Below are 18,363 nucleotides of genomic sequence, written 5' to 3'. Positions count from 1 at the left end.
TTCAAAAAGACCTCCACGCAAAGTCTATCATGTGATTCAACACCGCACTTAAATTCTCAGAGACACCTGATCGGCGTACAAAAGTTTTACTCTAAACAAGAGATGGAAAGCTCCGCTCGATACCTATTCGCTATAAATCGTGGCCATGGACGCTCGCGCTTCTTATCGGATCAAGGACGAGACCAAAACACTCTAACGATTAAAAAATAGCGAGCTGAATTTCTTTATCGCTCGCCATTTTCATCAACGTAAAGCTCAAGTTCTGCAATAGACCAATCAAGTACTGGATGAGCCCCAATCTGCTTTATAATTATTTCAACGAGTGGTTCTTCATATTCTTTTACATATACTCGCTCCTGCTCATAGCTGAATGGCCAATGAAAGTCGTGATGAGGTGAAACTTGACACTCTCTGTAGTAACAGACCGTCTCAAAATCTGCCCGAGAAAAAAGAGTCATCGTGGTTCCGCTTTGAGAAATCCCTTTGATGACGAATTGTCTCGCGTAATCATGCTCCCAATCTCCAAGAAAATATCGAAATGCTTTAATATGCTTTGGTTCTTGAAAAACAATTCGAAACTCCATTCCTGGTCTTTGTGGCTCTCCGCTTCCCCAACGAGTTTTTATATCACCATCAAGAGCGTTAAGGGGACTGAGCTCCTTGCCCTTGGTATTCGTAGAGACCTTCGCCAACTCCTCAGCTTTTATTTTTCTCAGCTGAAGCGGTGCTTTTGGAGACAAGTCATAGAGAAGAATATATCCTCCCACCTCTTCTCGAATGAAAGAGTAGTGATACATTGCTAATGCCCTCTCAAGAATCGATGCCTGCAAAGGAGCCAATACAAACGGAATATCCCATCGATCTTGACGCTCATAAGAAGGTATTCGTACTTGTGATGGCTGACCAAACACGGTGAACGTAACCCGCTGTTGAGTTTCATACGCCAGTCGATATCCCACCCAGTAGTTGGTATAAACATGTGAGATACCAAGCTCGGAAAGACGTTGAATAAGTGGCGCATGATCACGAGCTACACGTTGTTCTCGAAAGATAAATGGCTCTCCTGGAATAGCGCGCCCATGTAAGTATGCAGAACTTAAATGAAGCCCGAGAATCACCGCAAAGAAGGAAACTCCCAGCCCACGACTCAGATGATAGCTCTGTGATACTGCCGCACCGAACAGTGGGAAAAAGACTAAGTACAGCGGTAGCAGATACCTTGGAGCTTGTGAAAGATCTCCATAGGGACTTGAAACAAAAATCAGGGCTGTAGAGGCAAAAACTCCGACCAACATCAATACAGCATCACGCGCCACTGTCCCCTTACGAATGCCATACCAAAGAAAGACTATCGTAATCAGAAAAATGATAAACAAAAGGAAAAGGGAACCAGAAAACAACTCCTCGGTGTGCCAATATTGCTTCGCTCCAAGAAGGATAGGAAGTGAATTCTCTATAAATCCTCGAATATGGCTTCCATACTGAACTTCTCCTCCCCGAAAGAGTTGAGCGAAAGATGCAAACTGATTCTGAAGATTATAGAGCCAAAATGGGAGTCCTCCAAGAATTGCAAGGATTGTACATCCAAGAAAGCTCCAGCCCAGGGTCTTTGCTTTCTCATGATAACTTTCATTTTGATGCCAGAGCTTCCAGAAAACAGCAAAGGCAATGGGTAGATAGACATAGACAATTTGATTATTGGTCCACCATCCAAACCCAAGTATTACCGCAATAATTCCTAATCGAGTCCAATCAGGTCGCTCATCTCGCAACCAATAGATCGTGAGCAGCACGGCAAGTGCTGCAAAAAATACAATCTCGATGAATCCGCCACGAGCCTTGGTGCTCCAGACCAAAAGCGTACCGGGACCAATAGCACAAAGCGTAGCACTTACAATTCCAGCTAAGCGTCCAGCAAGCTGTACACCTATAAAATACACGACGAGAATAAATAGAAGCGAAAAAACAAGGGGGACAACTTTTATCCATGCAGGATGGAATCCAGCTAGCGAATAAAGCGCGCTTACAAGCATCGCCTCCAGACTTCCCATGTAATGCTGCCCATAATAAAAAACCGGCACTGTTGCTCCCTGGCTGATGTCTTGAGCCATGAGTCCTACAATCGCTTCATCTGAGTCCACTCGAAAATTACTTGCAGCAAGAAAATCCCATCTGAGACCAGTGGCAAGAAACAGAAGGATCAAAAGAACGACCCCATCTCTCCACTTCACTTGGCGCTCACTGACTAGAGACATACTCAATCACCAACCCACAATGCACACAGAACAAGAGATACCAGAGGGAATACCCCTTTTTGAGCTATTTTTCCTCTCGAAGCTCGGCAATAGTCTATATCCTCTCTATTGCAGATTCCAGCACCTGCCCTACTTTCTCCTGATTACCAGGCATCACAGCCCCTCTATCTCTCACAGAATGCCCTTGACTCTGACTCACGACTCCCTTGAAGATATCCGAGAACCGCAAAGATAGAGTGAGTTTATAGGTATGGAAGACTTTCTTACATTAGAAGGGATTATCGGTCTGGCTCTCCTAACACTGGTAGAGCTCGTGCTGGTTGTTGATAATGCTCTGGTAGTAATTCTTCAATGTAAACCGCTGCCGGAAAACCAACGAAGATTGATAGAAAGACTCGGTCTCATACAAGGAGCGGTAGTCCGAATCATTCTTTTGACTGCCCTCTCTTGGCTAACAGCTCTTACTGCTCCAATAGGAATCATTGAAAACGTGCTGGGTCTAAGCATCTCTTACAATGAACTTATTTCACTCGTAGGAGGTCTTGTACTCATGTGGATTGCGATCAAGCACTACAATGATCTCGGGATGTATCATCATCACATGCGTTCAAAGAAAACTCCGAGCCCTGCCCTCATATTGATACAAATTTTAGGGGTAAATTTAATTTTCTCACTTGATAGCGTTCTCAGTGCAATTGGAACCGTTGATTCATATCCAATAATGGTTACTGCCGTAATGATTTCAGTTCTCGTACTTCTTACCTCGGTTGGTAAAATTAGTCGGATCATTGAATCAAATCCAAATCTTAAAGTATTTGCTCTGAGCCTTGTATTTCTGATCGGCGGCTTTTTGTTTGCTGAGGGGCTAGGGGCTCATATCGAGAAAAACCAGCTCTATGCAGCGATGGGCTTCGGGCTTTTTGTGCAAGTAGCATATATGAGAAAGCGAACTCGACTCTATGCAGACCCGGAGATGAAGAAGCGTATCGAACCCCTCAAAGAAGCGCTCAACGAAGCGGATTCGCTGTAACACAGATTGAACGCCAATGGGAAAACAAAGCGTCTCCCAGACTCTCACGTACGATGCTATCTTTTCTCGATACTCATAAAGATTGTATATAGAATGTAGGGACTGACTCTGGTTTGTAATAAAAAATCGATTACAGAACCACATCAACATTCTGGGCACATGAATACTTTCTCACCATGAACCGTAGAAGACCTTTATATATCTTAGTAGGAGTGATTGGCAGTCTTAGCGTTTTTCTGTTTTGCGTAATACTATTCTCCTATCAACAGATACAACTTTGGGGAAACAAGCCTCTTTCTTTCTCAACCCTAATAGAAATTGAACTAGAACGAGGGGAAAGTTTAGGTGCTCTTGCTATAAAACTCGAGAATCACGGTGTTATCGAATCTCCCGTAGTTTTTAAACTTTGGGTCAGGCTTTTTTCCGATTATTCCCGCTATCAAGCTGGCCATTATCAATTTCAGCCTCATACGACACCCTCTCAGATTGATACAGCGATTCGAAGGGGAGATATCTATGAACCAGTCGTGCTAGAGATGACTATTCCCGAAGGATTTACTCAGCAACAAATACTGGCTCGTGCTGTTAAAAGCAAAATTGGAACGCTTGAGGAACTAGAGCATGCGCTTACAGCCGAAAACTGGCACGTACGCTATCCGAGACTCTCGCAACCAGCTTCATCTCTTGAGGGTTATCTTTTCCCCGCTACGTATCGATTTACGACATTTCCCTCGCCCAATGAGTTTATCTCGACTCTCTTAAATACATTTTTTGAAAAACTACCGGCCGACTACATCTCAGCATTAGAAACAATGAATTTTTCTCTTCAGGAAGCGGTCACAATGGCAAGTCTTATTGAACGAGAAACCAATAGAAATGAAGAAAGACAAATTGTTTCAGAGGTTATTCACAACCGTCTACGAAAAAGAATAGCCTTAGGCATTGATGCCACTATTATCTATGGTCTAAAGGATTTTGATGGGAATCTGCGCTACCGCCACTTGAATGATAAGACCAATAAATATAATACCCGCATTCATCTAGGCCTTCCTCCAACTCCTATCTGCTCACCAGGGCTTCATTCGCTGAAGGCTGTTATTACGCCGACGCACCATGGTTTTCTTTATTATGTTGTTGATGCTAACGACTTCTCAAGACACCGCTTTACCAAAAAGCTCTCTGAACATAATCGTAACGTAGAAGCATACTGGAGAGCACGAAAAAAGGCAGATATAATTTCTCAAAAGCCAGTCAGGTAAGCTTATGTATCCAATTTCAGTAATCGTTCCCTTGGGGAAAAATGAGTCATCTGTTCAACACCTCATTGATGCATTATTACAATTCGAGGCAATCCATGAGATCGTCATCTCAACTACAAAATGTTGTTTGCACGAGACGCCTCTTGATACCGCTCAGTCTAAAGTAAAGTGGGTTATATCGGATACTCCGCCGGGAAGAGCACGTCAGCTAAATGCCGGAGCTGCCCATTCCTCTGGGAACTATCTGTGGTTTGTACATGCCGATTCCAGACTTGCTGCCTCAACTATTAAAAGTATGACGACTTCTATTATCGTGCATCCGAGTGCACTTTTTTACTGTGACCTGAAGTTCAAAGAAGACGGGCCAAATCTCATGGCATTAAATCAATTTGGAGCATGGATACGGTCTCGTTACCTGGGCCTTCCGTTTGGCGATCAAGGACTTTGCATCTCTGCTGAGAATTTTCGCGCTCTAGGGGGCTACGATGAAAATGTCCAGATTGGAGAGGATCACCTGTTCGTCTGGAAAGTAAAAAGAGCAGGAATGCCCATCATTGCATCAGGGGGGATAATCGAAACGAGTGCTCGAAAATATGCCCAAAATGGATGGCTTTCGGTCACCTATTCACATCTTCTTACAACAGGCACACAGGCATGGAGAGAATGGCGACGATCCAGCAGTACCTCTGGGATATCTTCCTGATGTGAAAGATAGTCTCTATCTGCTGACTTTTGACGAATAGCTCTGATAGACTAGCGGGGAAATGCAAAACAAAAATCCATCGATACTTCGAGAACAGTTCCCTACCTTTCTCTATAGAGGCTTTGAAATCATACCAGAGCGTAATAGAGATACTGTTCGATACTTCTATACCATTGAGGGGCTAGAGGATTTTACCAGTGAGTTTCACTTTCCTTGTGTTGACTCGCAAAAACGTATTGACCAACTCATTCCAATGGTAACGAGGCTCGGATTAATAGAAGCTCTGAGCTACTGGAAAGCGACATGCTCACCTCAGTTTCAATTCGTAGATGTTGAAATTTCATCAGACGAGCTCACTTTTTGGAAACATCTCTTCTATCATGGTCTTGGCGAATTTCGATATCAGAATGGAATACAGACTCTTGAGAATGAATTTATTTCATTTTGTGGATCAGTAGACTCTCCCATACATTATTCTATACCGCTTGCTACGGATGGAAATCTCATACCAGTGGGTGGAGGAAAAGACTCTCTAGCTACTCTCGAACTCCTCGCTCACCAAAAAAATGAAAACATGCTTTTTTTCCTCAATCCAAGACCTGCTTGCATGCGCTCAGCATCTGCTGCAGGCTACGCAAAAGGCGATATTTTTGAAGTATCTCGCTCGCTCGATCGAAAACTATTAGCACTGAATAGCTTAGGATATCTCAACGGACATACTCCATTTTCTGCGCTACTTGCTTTTGTTTCGCTGTTAGCTGCTGCGCTTTTAGGGAAAAAAAACGTCATCTTATCAAATGAGAGAAGTGCCTCTGAAACGAATATCGCGGATAGTGAGGTAAACCATCAGTATTCAAAATCACTAGAATTTGAGTCACAATTTCGAAGCTATTCCCACATATATCTATCTCAAGATATTGAATACTTCAGTTTGCTACGCCCACTCCATGAAGTACAAATTGCCCGATATTTTGCCAACTTTACCAAGTATCATTCAATTTTTAGAAGTTGCAACGTGGGCTGCTATGAAGACAAATGGTGTGAAGAGTGTCCAAAGTGCCTTTTCGTCGCGCTGATTTTATCACCGTTTACATCATTACAACCGATCTTCCGCAATAACCCTCTGGAGAATCAGCATCTTGAAGAGATGCTCCTTGACCTCTGCTTACCAGCTCGAATAAAGCCTTTTGAGTGTGTTGGCACACGAGAGGAATCAACAGCGTGTGTAAGGGAACTTTTGCAAAGGAATCCGGTATCAAAGCTCTTGAGGGATAAGAACCAGATCTGTGTCGAGGAAAGCACTCTGAAGAGTCTATTATACGATTGGAATGAAAGGCACTTTCTCCCCCAGGAGTTCGAGAAATGCGTGAAACAAAAAGTATTGCAGCAATGATACGAGATGCGTTAGCCAAAGAGTTCTCTGCGAAAAAAATCCTTATTCTTGGATATGGAGCGGAAGGAAAGAGTACCGCCACGCTCCTCCGTGAGATGAATACTCATTCGACAATGGCAATTGCTGATATGAGAGAAAATCTATCTATCTCTCACGCAGATATCCTGTATCTCGGCGAGCATTACCTACAAGCCTTATCGGAATATGACCTCGTAATTCGCTCGCCAGGAATCCCTCTTTCAAAGCATATCTGGGAAGAATGCGGTTCACGAATTACAAGTCAGATCGAGCTTTTCCTCAAATATTTCCGAGGAAAAACAATTGGAATCACTGGAACCAAAGGAAAGACTTCAACAAGCTCACTCCTTGCTTCAATACTTGAAGCTGCTGGGAAAAAGCCACTTTTGATGGGAAACATCGGCATTCCAGTATTTGAGCGGATTGACTCCTGTTCCGTAGATAGACCCGTAGTGCTGGAGCTTTCCAGCCATCAGTTACAACATATTCGATACGCACCAACACTCTCAGTCTTACTCAATATCTATAAGGAACACCTAGAATACTACGACTCTTTTGATGATTATGCGTCGGCTAAATATCGTATCCTCCTCAGCTACAATGACACGCAATCCCTTGCATTTGTGCATCAGTCACTAAAGAGTCGTATTCACGCACTAGAAAATACACGAGAGATACACTGGATTGGAGACAACCTTGAAATTCTCCGCGAATTGAACCTCCCACCTTATCTGGAGTCACACCACCAAAGAATTAACTCACTCTTTGCCATCACTATCGCGCGCTCTATGGGAATCAGTATGGAGAATATCCAAGAAGGAATTACGAGATTTCAAGGGCTTCCTTTTCGAATGGAAGATGTAGGGACATTCTCAGGGATTCGCTTCATCAATGATTCTGCTTCAACCATTCCTGAGGCAGCAATATCCGCGATACAGTCTCTTCCCGATATCTCAACTCTTATTATCGGTGGTATGGAGCGAGATGTCCCCCTGACTGAGCTTGTCCAATTTTTGGTCTCGACTCCTCAATTGAACATTATCTGCATTCCAGATACCGGGAAGAAGCTTTATCCTTTACTGCAAGAAGCAAACTATCCTCTCCGGTCTCTCTTTCAAGCAGACACCGTTCATGAGGCGGTAACCATAGCAATGCAAATTACCCCAAGAGAAACTACCTGCCTCTTCTCTCCAGCTGCAGCAAGTTATCATGCGTACAAGAATTTTATGGAACGTGGCGCTGCTTTCAATACGGCTTTAGAAACTACATCCTAACTATTTCAGCTCAAACTCAATTGGAATCTGAAAAGTCAGAGTTTTACTTTGAAACGCCTTTTCTGGTCGAGGAAAAGGAGCTGCAGCATGGATCATGCGAAGAACTTCTCGATCAAAAAAAGAATACTTTGCGTTCTTCGTAATCCTTGCTCCCAAAAGCTTTCCTGTATTTGACACCTGTATAGAGACCAATACTTCTCCCTCTAGACGGAGCCGTTGCGCTCTTGGCGGATACCTCTTTTCTTTCGCTATCAAACTCAAGATTAACGAGCGGTAGTCGTCTGTGAGTTGTCCATTCTCCTCGTTCATGAGCAACTCATGTTGCATCATCGCGCGAGCCCCGTCTGCTGCTTGCTCATTGGTGAATTCAGGGAAGTCCTGCTTTTTATCGGGTTGGGGCACAACGGCTTTCTCCTCCTTGGGAAGAACTGGTTTCTCAATCGAAGGAGCCCTCACTCTCTTCTGTATCTCAACTTCTTGTTCAATGAGGGGCTGAAGGCGAATGGCAAGCGTCTTACTGCCTGAATGATGTTGCGAGGCCAAAAGCGGGATACTGTCCCGAGCACAAAATACACCTATAGCGAAAACAACATGCGCTATGATGCTTAGTCCAATGGATATGTGAGCGTCCCTTTGACTCATCACCCAAGGGTATCGGGTAGTCTTCCTTTAGGCAAATTTGAACGTGCAGGACTGCTACTCAGCAAATATCAGTAATATATAATAGTTACAAGGCTCAGAGTGCGCACTTCGAACTCAGAAATGGGTCTGCTCTTCTCAATTCTTAGGGATAGAGCTGACGAATATTCCATTCACCGGGTTTCACTCCAACCGTATACTCAAACCGGTCATGAAGTCGACTCATTCTTAATTCCCAAAATTCGAACCGCTGAGGAATTAATCGATACCCCGTCCAGTACTCAGGACGTGGAACGGGCTTGTTCGCAAACTTCTGCTCGAACTCAGATATTCTCTCCTCAAGCTTGGATCGATCTGATAACTCCTGGCTCTGTAAAGATGCCCAGGCTCCTATCTGACTGGCACGCGGACGAGTCGAGAAATACCGATCTGCCTCCTCTGGAGCAACCTGCTCACACGAGCCAGATATCCGAACCTGTCTCTGAAACCGCTCCCAAAAGAACGTCATAGCGGTAGCAGGATGCCGCTCCAGCGAAGCACCTTTTCGAGATGTTGTATTCGTATAAAAAACGAACCCCCTCTCATCATAACTTTTCAAAAGGACAATACGACCATCTGGCATACCCTGCTCATCGATGGTTGAAAGACAAAGCCAATTAGGAAACTCCCCCCACAATCCTTTCTGTACTTCCGCATACCACCTTGTAAATTGCTCAATGGGATTAGGCGAAAAATCAGATTGTGAGAGATACCTGCGAAACCAAAGACTTGGATGCGTTACCAGAAATAATGCTTCCCGAAATGTTGAAAACTTTTTCATGCTCAAGCGACTAGCTTTCGATACTTGACTCTTTTCGGTACGAGGGCTTCTGGACCAAGCCTCTTTTTCTTATCTTCCTCATAGTCTTGGAAATTACCTTCTACAAAAATTGTTGAACTGTCTCCTTCAAACGCAATGATGTGAGTTGCGATTCTGTTGAGAAACCACCTGTCATGACTGATGACAACCACAGAACCCGCATAGCTTAAAATAGCGTCTTCCAGCGCTCTCAGCGTATTTACATCGAGATCATTTGTCGGTTCATCTAATAAGAGAAGATTTGATGGCTGCTTGAGAAGCTTTGCGAGATGAAGACGATTACGCTCTCCTCCTGAGAGCGCTTTCACTTTCTTCTGCTGATCTGAGCCCGTAAAATTAAAGCGAGCACAATAACCCCGAGAGTTTACAAGCCGCCCTCCCAGATCGAGTTGATCTTGTCCATCAGAAATTTCTTCCCAAACGGATTTCTCACCGTCAAGTGCGTCTCGCAACTGATCCACATATCCAATAGCGACAGTATCCCCGAGGCTAAGATCTCCGGAATCAGGCTGTTCCTGACCAGTAATCATACGAAACAATGTCGTCTTTCCCGCTCCGTTTGCACCGATAATTCCAACAATACTTCCCGGTGAGATAGAAAATGAAAAATCATCAATCAATAAGTTCTCATCGAACGCTTTACACAGACCTTTAGCATCTACTACCTTCGTACCAAGTCGAGGTCCAGGCGGAATAAAAATTTCAAGCTCCTGAATTTTTGTGCGCGCATCTTCTGATTGCAGATCTTCAAACGCTTTAATCCTCGCTTTACTCTTTGCATGTCGGGCCTTTGGACTCATTCGAATCCATTCTAGTTCCCGCTCAAGCGTTTTCAAACGCTTCTTATCTTGCTTCTCTTCCTGAGCAAGTCGCTTTTCTTTTTGCTCAAGCCACGAAGAGTAATTCCCCTCCCATGGAATGCCTCGCCCTCGGTCTAACTCCAAGATCCAACCAGCAATATTATCCAGAAAGTATCTATCGTGGGTAATAGCAATAACAGTTCCTGGATACTGTTGCAGGTGCTGCTCTAACCAGAGTACAGTTTCGGCATCAAGATGATTCGTTGGCTCATCAAGCAAAAGCACATCAGGCTTTTCAAGTAGTAACTTACAAAGCGCTATCCGACGCCTCTCACCCCCGGACAAATGTGTCACCGCACTTTCGCTTGGTGGCAATCGAAGTGCATCCATCGCTACTTCGAGCGTATGATCAAGTTCCCATCCATTCTGCGCATCGATTTCATCTTGTACTTTTGCTTGTTCATCGAGCAGCTTCTCCATATCATCAGGTGACAAATCAGGGTCACCCAGCGCGGAACTGATCTCCTCGAAGCGCTTCAGGCTCTCCACAACACCACCGAGCCCTTCCATTACATTCTCTTTGACTGTCTTCTCCTCATTTAGCCGTGGCTCCTGCGGAAGATAACCAAAAGTTACACCGGGCAGAAACTCTGCCTCTCCTGTAAACTCCTTATCCTCTCCCGCAATAATTCGAAGCAGGGTAGACTTTCCCGCTCCATTCAGCCCGAGCACTCCAATCTTCGCTCCGTAATAGAAAGAAAGATTGATATTATCAAGAATAGTTTTATCGGGCTTATAGACCTTCGAAACCTTGGAGAGCTGAAATACATATTTTTGATTCATAGCTTATTGTCTTCTAAAAACGATCCTACGATTTCCCTATAAACGAGCATAACAGAAATCTCTCTTACCGCCACTCTGTAGAGTTCAAGACAAATGATTAATAAAGATATCTCATACTTTGAAAACGTTTTCCGGCAAGTATGCTATTTATTTTCTGATATTCCACGGAGAAGGTATGCTCCATATTCAGTTTTTTCATATATCCGGGCAAGTTCTCGAAACTGATCAAAGGTAATATATCCTTTCCGAAAAGCAATTTCCTCAACGGCTCCCACGAGAAGCCCTTGTCGCTCCTCAATCGCCTGCACAAAAAGTGAGGCCTGGAGCAAACTTTGATGAGTACCGGTATCTAACCAAGCGACTCCTCTTCCAATCTTTTCGACATACAGTTCTTCCCGGTCTAAGTAGCATTTATTCAGATCCGTAATTTCAAGCTCTCCTCTTGGAGATGGCTCAAGTGCTTTTGCAAACTCTACTACCTGTTCATCATAAAAATAAATTCCTGTGACGGCATAATTTGACTGTGGTGCGGATGGTTTCTCCACCAAACTTTTTGGTCTTCCCGTATCATCAAACTCTACTATTCCATATCGCTCCGGATCTTTTACCTGATAACCAAATACCGTAGCTCCTCGACTCTTTTGAGCAGCCTCTTCGAATTGATTTGGAAGATCATGCCCAAAGAAAATATTATCTCCCAACGCCAGGACGGCCCCCTTTCCTTCAAGAAAGTCTTCTCCGATCAGAAACGCCTGGGCTAACCCCTCTGGCTTAGGCTGAATAGCATACGAAAGGGAAATTCCGAGGGAACTTCCGTCTCCAAGCACCCGCTGGAAGGATGCTTGATCTTCTGGTGTGGTAATAACCAGAATGTCCCGCATTCCAGACAACATAAGCGCCGATAACGGGTAATAGATCATCGGCTTGTTATAAATAGGTAGGAGTTGCTTGCTTAATCCTCGCGTCGCGGGAAAAAGTCGCGTACCACTCCCTCCGGCTAAGATAATTCCCTTTTTATTCCCGTGCATAGCTTGATTCACTATCCTTAATCTCCTATTCCGCGGTCATTTCTCCTAGAGTCGCCTCATCTTCAATATAGAACGGGGCTTCCGCGTTATTTTTGACTATCGTATTCCCGTGACAAGTAACATCAGCCCCAAAAAAAACGTCTCCAATCACTGTAAAGGCACGTGCCCCTAGTAGAGAAGGCACTCCTTTCGAAAATCGAGCTTCGAACTGATCAATGTGGCCAAAATATCGTGAATCCAGTTCTATTGGAAAGGCTAAACTTTGCTCATGGCCGCATAGCTCACACTCTTCATTTAAGGAAAACAAATTTGACCGAACTCGCAAAAGATCTTCGGTTGTCTTCACTGGAAGAAACCGACTACGTGGGACTCGAACAGCGCAGGCACCCTCGAAGAGACTAATGGCGGAACCCACTGCCGTTTCTAGTTGAATAACTTCCGTAGAATTGGACTCTCTTGGATTCACTCTCTTCTCATTGACGATAACAGGAAGAGGAAGAATCGAATTATGCGCTATGAGAAGCTTGTGTAGAACCTCGAGATCAAGCCAGATGGAATTGGTATTAAACGAATCATATTTCTCAAAGTTCTGAAAATCTTCCTCATCTTCTATCCCTACTTGAGCCTTCTCCCGAAGGATAAGTCGGCCATCAGCAGTCTTTGCCAAATGCCCACCCTTGCGATCTATAGCAGTTCTCTGTGCAACTTCCATAAGAAAGGGTATTTGCAACTTTTCCATATAACCCAAAATTTCGAGACTGACTGTTGCTCCCAGATTATCGGCATTTGAAATGAACAGATATCGATAGCCGGCTGAAAGCGCACGAGCAAGCAGCCCGCTCGACTGAAGTACGGTATAAAGATCTCCATGTCCAGGAGGACACCATTCGAGGGAAGGGTCCTTCGAATAATCCACCGGTTCAAAGGTGTCTTTCTGTAATTTGGGGACTTGATTCTGCAGTATTGAAAGCGGCAGCTGCTGAGTGAGCGATGATCCGTCTAACACCTTCATGGTATCTTCTTGAGTACGAAAACTATTCATACAAAAAAAGGGAATTGAAACCTCAGTACGAGATTGAATCGCTTGAATTTGCTTGACAGTTAAATCAAGAAAGGAAAGTCCGCTGCGGACTGGAATCAAGCTCTTTGCTGATTCCAGACCCATACTTGTTCCCAATCCACCATTTAACTTACAGATCATGAGTTTTGGGAGTGCCCGTAATCCACTTTCTCCATACCCATCAAGGTCACTCATCTGTGGTAGGTCACTCATAGCCTGAAGAGTTTTACTAGAAATAACAGTATCTCTCCGTGAGAGAACCTCAGATAGATTTCTTAAAAAAGCAGCCTCTGCGAGCTCATGTTGCTGGCTCTGGGAAAATTTTTGTTGAACACTCTTCTTAATTTGTAAAAAGCTCTTATTGCTCATCACCATCTCTACGTTCGTTGTCTTCAGGATACTGAATTCATACAGCCGAGAAAACAACTCACTCGCTCCTGTGATCAAGGCTATCCAAAAAGGGGATGTAAAAACCAAGCGATATCATAACCACCCGAATATACATCGCAAAATCTGATCTTGCACAGGAGCTCTCTTGCCTCCGGATTTTCAGGTTAAGTAAAGCAGCCTCAACTACCGATACCACACCAGAGAGGCACGAAGACAGAGATACCGCAAGACAGAGGAAAAGCGAAAGGAGCGAGATGTCATCTTCATTTCCATCACATACCGACGATACGCAAGAAGACTGGGCTACAGCAAAGCGTATTGCCGAGAAAATTGGTTATCTGCCAGCTTTTTTTCCACGAGCTGTTCGAACACTTATACATGATCATCACGATGCTTCAGGTTACCTGCGACCAGTAACAAAATATCAAATTGCCCAACTTCTCAAAATTCAATCATTTCGTGCCATGCTCTACTTTGCGGCACTTCAAATGCGAAAAGAAAAATTAAAATCTGAGAAAGCTGTCACTACTGGTAGCCTTATAGACCTCTTTGATCCAATCGATCTTGCGAGCCTTATCGGTGCATTTGTCTACTATCGTAGAGCTCGAAAAGTTCTTAGCAACAGCCAGTGGGATTATATAAGAGAAGATTTTCACATTGTTGCACAAGTGGGTTCGACGCTTGGCGCATCGATTCCAGCAATTGGCATCTCAGCTGGAATACTCATTGGCACGATGAGAATGGTAGGTCTTACTGCACTTGTGAGTGCTGATGAGAAAGCATTCAAAGAATATCGTCGACACTTACGTCAGAAGAACCTTCGGTATGATCTTAGCAAAGAGAAAGAACTCTACGAGTGCACTAGCGAACAAATAGGAGTTTTAGCAATATCGAAAATGGGTTTTGGAATACCGATTGGACAAGCATTTCGCGACGCCTATAAAAGTGAGCAAAATTTGACGCTCATTAAAGATCCCCTCACATTGCGTATGTCAATCACTCGTTTTTGGATGGACCATCTCTTATATGGAAACATTGCTCCCATAATAGATATTCCTGAAAAGTATTATCCAGCACATACTGAGGAAAACTCTCTGCTTGAAGAGGTGCAAGAGGTCTTAGATGGCAAAGTGGGCTGGATTAGCCGTGGGCGTGACGATATTTCCGAAAAAACAACTCCACTCCTATTCAAGCCAGTCAAGACGAGCGAAGATCTTCCAGAGCAATTTACCGACATCTTCTCACTCGAACAGATTACAGACATGGAAGAAGAAGATTTCGACGACCTCATCGATCATCTCGATGAAGAGCAGGAAGCGCAATTTCGTAGCGATGTAGAGGATGCCATTGAGTAACAATTCGATAGGCAAGCGCATCTTGACCTCTTGATTTGAACACTCTTCGATGAAGCTCTTGACTCTTTGCCCTACTCAATTCAACGTGTGGAGATGAACATAACTTCTTCGTGTCCAAATAAAGAGATTTGCGGTTCATGTCGCTGGTCTCATATTCCCTATCAGAAGCAGCTGGATCAGAAATTATCTGATATAAACAGCTCCTTCCGATCTCATGCCCTGACCCTCTCATGTGAAGAGATTGTGCCAGCTCCGCAAATTGCTCACTATCGCAATCGAATGGACTTCGCTATCGATTACCAAGGACGGGTTGGTCTTCGAGAGAAGGGAAAATGGTGGCGAGTCCTCGATAACCATTGTTGCTTCATCAGTGATATACATATTGAATCTGCCTTTCATACGGTAAGGCAATGGACACAAAAAGCGAATCTCTCATTTTTTGATCGGAAAGCGCATACAGGACTTCTACGTTATGCTGTTATTCGATGCACAAAGAACGGAGAGACACTTATAACTATTATTACCAGTGCACCAACTGAAGAGAGTGAAGAACAGAGAGTAAAAGATGCGCTTGCAGAACTTGCTGCGATGGTTCCTACCCAACATGTGGTCTGGAGCATTGCTGATACGGTAAGCGATGTTTCACGTGGTGACCGCATTATTCCTATTCAGAATACGCCATACCTAACTGAACAAATTTTAGATTATCAATATCAGATACATCCTTTCACTTTTTTTCAGACCAACTCGCTTGGAGCAGAAAAACTCCTTGGAACCGTTCTAGAGTTCTCTTCTTCAATTTCGGGTAAACGGTTTGTAGATCTCTACTGTGGCTCTGGATTTTTTACGATCCCAATTTCAGCACACTATGAAAATACTCTTGGAATTGAGATCGAGGAAGAGGCTATAGAACGGGCCAGATCGAATGCTGCACTGAATAATATATCAATCGATTTTCTTGCCGCTAAAACAGAAGACTCATCCTGGGCTGAAGAACCCATTGATTTGCTTCTTGTAGACCCTCCTCGCGCGGGGCTCCATGATCGTGCATTGGAACAACTGAAGAAAGCTCATCCACCAACGCTTATCTATGTATCATGTAACTACAAAGCACTTGCACGTGAATTGCAGATTCTTCATGGTCATTATGAGGTTGAAAATATAAGAGCCATTGACATGTTTCCACATACACCACATGTCGAAGTCGTTACACTCCTTCGAGCAAAGAAAGCTTGAAACGGCGCTTTAAGGATTCAGCCTCTCCTCGTCTCTTTCCTGCTGAATCGAATATGGGCTAGCAGGAAGAGTATCAAGATTAGGAATACCATGCGCCTGACGATGATAACTATCTCGAAGGTCTAACCGTGGACTGATGGCAACAGGAGGATGCTGACGAAAATGCTCTCCTAAAGAGATCTCTAAACGATCCATATTCGGGACAATTTGCATCTGTTCAAGCAGGACTCCTAGATCTCTATCTCGTAAATACTTTTCGAAACCACTCCATATTCCTCCTTCATTCACTAAATAAAGCGGCTTCAGTACTTGAGCACCATGTCTATCCTTGTTACTGACGGCAGAATGTCCAATGCTCATCAATGTCGCTGTCATAAGAACTTCTTGAGTACTGCCAATGCCTCCATCAAGCGCAATATTTGCATTAACTCGGTTGTGATACTCTTCAATTCTGTGAATCATTGATTTACATGCAATGTATTCAGACACATTCTCTGGTCGCTGAATCTTACCTCCTAACTCTTTTCCTACAATTCCGGGCGCACCAATTCCATCAACACTGACTCCAACAACATATAGCGAGCGCTCCTGAGCACTTTTACTCAGTTGTCCCATGACACTACTTATCCCACCACCATGCAGGACATTCATTCCAAGGTGCTGACACATTTCAACTGCTCTCTCAGCACGCTCTAAATGCTGGGGAGCATTGCTACTAGCGGATCCATAGAATGCAATAGTTCCGTCACGTTGTTTGACTCTATCGGCAGCATTAATCTCTCGAAAGAGCACATTTGGAAGGCGAGAATGATAGAATTGTTCACTTCTATCGAACTCGAGATGCTGAGGAAGTCCGGCCTGGATATATTCCTTCGCTTCTCTGGGATGCTCAATAAAACGCACGACATCAAAGCTATCTCTCATGAGACCTTGCTGCTTCATTTCTTGAAAACTCTCATGAAATGACCTCCAGCTTTTCTCCTCGCCAAGAAATACAATGGGCTTCTGTTTCCTTTCATTAATATTTTTGGCATCTCGATTAAAAAGAAACGGATGTTGAACCGCAGCCTCCTCAATTACCGTCATCAGCGTGAATGGATGTGCGGAGGGAAGAGCAATTACCGCATGCGCACACGAAACTTCTGTTTGAAAGCTGAATATAGGATCACGTGCTCCACCAGAGCGAGCAATCACTTCAAAATCAGAACAAAACTCTTGTATGAAATCCGTGGGCAGATCATTGAGATTACCAAAAACTTGTACGGTGGGTTTATGAGTCATCATTTCCTCTCTTATCATCTCTATACACATCTCTGCTCTCTTACGATGCAGATTACTTATATTCGATTAATAAAAATCTCTATCTCAACTCTCAATTACATCCTTACGCGGAATGATTCTCCTGAAATCACTTTGGATGAACTGATTTGCTCGCTTCATTTTCTGCTGATTTGCAAAAAAGACGCCTCTCGACGCTGGAAGCACTAATCCGTGAATAAACCCCTTCCATTCTCTACCAACACGACCCATAAACTGCTGAAGTTCATCTCCCCTTGATGGCTGATGTTTCATAACTAGGGTATTTGCACCAGGAATATGATGACCCTCCGTAAGAAAACTAGTACCGACCATAAAGTCAACTTCACCAGCTCCAAAATTTTCCAATAGCTCTTGACATTCTCGATGATTCATATACTTCCCACCAGCAACAGCATGAGAACGAATTCCATAGCGTTTCAAGCGGTGCTCCGCATGCTCTGCTAAGAAAACAGCGTCTGAAAAATACTTTGAGTGCAATAAAACATTACCTGGTCTTCGATATCGAAGATGAGCTTCAAGAATTGAGATAGCTTTTTCGGTTAAGGGATGATCATAGAATGTTTTTGACTGTGCCAAATTTGTTTGAAGCTGTTGAAACATTTCCTTTATCATACTTCCAGCCGTTACTCCCTTCTGCATAGAACCATTGTCAAAATAGGCCTTCTCAAAGCCTTTGCTATCAAGCCCTGAGATCTTTTTCGTAAGGTCGAAAATATTTCGCACCTCATCACGGTTGAGGATATGCTCGTATTCGGTTCCCTTCGCTACATCACGATATGCAGCTTCTAGATGCCGTTTATATATTCCGAGATCAGGATTTATCGATAGCATTCGATAAAACCAGTTCTGACCATCTCTTCCCGCTCCGAACATGGCGGGAACAATTTTTCCCGTTGAAGAC

General features: G+C 43.8%; 16 protein-coding genes. 8 read left to right on the top strand and 8 right to left on the bottom strand.

Annotated elements, in window-relative coordinates:
* Nucleotides 1-224: 224 nt before the first annotated feature.
* Nucleotides 225-2,255: a hypothetical protein gene (locus tag EBR25_05620; protein NBW40473.1), complete on the bottom strand. Its 2,031-nt coding sequence runs from the start codon at nucleotides 2,253-2,255 to the stop codon at nucleotides 225-227.
* 19 nt (nucleotides 2,256-2,274) lie between these two features.
* On the opposite strand from EBR25_05620, the gene EBR25_05615 reads away from it, so the two are divergent.
* From EBR25_05615 to murD, 6 genes are all read left to right on the top strand, one after another.
* Nucleotides 2,275-2,490, top strand: a complete 216-nt coding sequence (locus EBR25_05615) for a hypothetical protein (GenBank protein ID NBW40472.1) — start codon at nucleotides 2,275-2,277, stop codon at nucleotides 2,488-2,490.
* Between the two features lie 15 nt (nucleotides 2,491-2,505).
* Complete coding sequence (locus EBR25_05610; protein ID NBW40471.1) at nucleotides 2,506-3,285, top strand: hypothetical protein; 780 nt, start codon at nucleotides 2,506-2,508, stop codon at nucleotides 3,283-3,285.
* 176 nt (nucleotides 3,286-3,461) lie between these two features.
* Nucleotides 3,462-4,544: an endolytic transglycosylase MltG gene (mltG, locus tag EBR25_05605; GenBank protein NBW40470.1), complete on the top strand. Its 1,083-nt coding sequence runs from the start codon at nucleotides 3,462-3,464 to the stop codon at nucleotides 4,542-4,544.
* Nucleotides 4,545-4,548: 4 nt separating this feature from the next.
* Nucleotides 4,549-5,247, top strand: coding sequence for a glycosyltransferase (locus EBR25_05600; protein ID NBW40469.1), 699 nt, complete (start codon nucleotides 4,549-4,551; stop codon nucleotides 5,245-5,247).
* A 61-nt stretch (nucleotides 5,248-5,308) separates the two neighbouring features.
* Nucleotides 5,309-6,640 carry a hypothetical protein gene (locus EBR25_05595; protein NBW40468.1) on the top strand — a complete coding sequence of 444 codons (1,332 nt, stop codon included), beginning with the start codon at nucleotides 5,309-5,311 and terminating at the stop codon, nucleotides 6,638-6,640.
* Nucleotides 6,610-7,932: a UDP-N-acetylmuramoyl-L-alanine--D-glutamate ligase gene (gene murD / locus EBR25_05590; protein NBW40467.1), complete on the top strand. Its 1,323-nt coding sequence runs from the start codon at nucleotides 6,610-6,612 to the stop codon at nucleotides 7,930-7,932. The genes EBR25_05595 and murD overlap by 31 nt, the downstream gene beginning before the upstream one ends.
* Here the strand turns inward: murD and EBR25_05585 are convergent, their stop codons facing one another.
* The 5 genes from EBR25_05585 to EBR25_05565 form a co-directional block, all read right to left on the bottom strand.
* Nucleotides 7,933-8,574, bottom strand: coding sequence for a TonB family protein (locus EBR25_05585; protein NBW40466.1), 642 nt, complete (start codon nucleotides 8,572-8,574; stop codon nucleotides 7,933-7,935).
* Between the two features lie 142 nt (nucleotides 8,575-8,716).
* Nucleotides 8,717-9,391, bottom strand: a complete 675-nt coding sequence (gene pdxH, locus EBR25_05580) for a pyridoxamine 5'-phosphate oxidase (GenBank protein ID NBW40465.1) — start codon at nucleotides 9,389-9,391, stop codon at nucleotides 8,717-8,719.
* 2 nt (nucleotides 9,392-9,393) lie between these two features.
* Nucleotides 9,394-11,073, bottom strand: coding sequence for an energy-dependent translational throttle protein EttA (gene ettA / locus EBR25_05575; GenBank protein NBW40464.1), 1,680 nt, complete (start codon nucleotides 11,071-11,073; stop codon nucleotides 9,394-9,396).
* A gap of 143 nt (nucleotides 11,074-11,216) precedes the next feature.
* Complete coding sequence (gene rfbA / locus EBR25_05570; protein NBW40463.1) at nucleotides 11,217-12,101, bottom strand: glucose-1-phosphate thymidylyltransferase; 885 nt, start codon at nucleotides 12,099-12,101, stop codon at nucleotides 11,217-11,219.
* A 25-nt stretch (nucleotides 12,102-12,126) separates the two neighbouring features.
* Nucleotides 12,127-13,587, bottom strand: a complete 1,461-nt coding sequence (locus EBR25_05565; protein ID NBW40462.1) for a UTP--glucose-1-phosphate uridylyltransferase — start codon at nucleotides 13,585-13,587, stop codon at nucleotides 12,127-12,129.
* A gap of 218 nt (nucleotides 13,588-13,805) precedes the next feature.
* Here EBR25_05565 and EBR25_05560 point away from each other — a divergent pair, with 218 nt between their 5' ends.
* Both EBR25_05560 and rlmD read left to right on the top strand, forming a co-directional pair.
* Nucleotides 13,806-14,906 (top strand): hypothetical protein, encoded by a 1,101-nt coding sequence (locus EBR25_05560; GenBank protein NBW40461.1) that lies wholly within the window; start codon nucleotides 13,806-13,808, stop codon nucleotides 14,904-14,906.
* Between the two features lie 87 nt (nucleotides 14,907-14,993).
* Nucleotides 14,994-16,142 (top strand): 23S rRNA (uracil(1939)-C(5))-methyltransferase RlmD, encoded by a 1,149-nt coding sequence (gene rlmD, locus EBR25_05555; protein ID NBW40460.1) that lies wholly within the window; start codon nucleotides 14,994-14,996, stop codon nucleotides 16,140-16,142.
* 9 nt (nucleotides 16,143-16,151) lie between these two features.
* Here rlmD and EBR25_05550 read toward each other — a convergent pair whose 3' ends face one another.
* Together EBR25_05550 and EBR25_05545 are read right to left on the bottom strand one after the other, a co-directional pair.
* Nucleotides 16,152-17,453 carry a hypothetical protein gene (locus tag EBR25_05550; GenBank protein NBW40459.1) on the bottom strand — a complete coding sequence of 434 codons (1,302 nt, stop codon included), beginning with the start codon at nucleotides 17,451-17,453 and terminating at the stop codon, nucleotides 16,152-16,154.
* 54 nt (nucleotides 17,454-17,507) lie between these two features.
* Nucleotides 17,508-18,363 (bottom strand): hypothetical protein (locus EBR25_05545; protein ID NBW40458.1); only part of this gene is annotated, 856 nt, incomplete at its 5' end.

This window comes from bacterium, from assembly GCA_009926305.1.
Taxonomy (GTDB): domain Bacteria; phylum Bdellovibrionota_C; class UBA2361; order UBA2361; family RFPC01; genus RFPC01.
The sequence above is the reverse complement of the archived record's forward strand: the minus strand, read 5'-3'. Positions and strand labels throughout refer to the sequence as shown.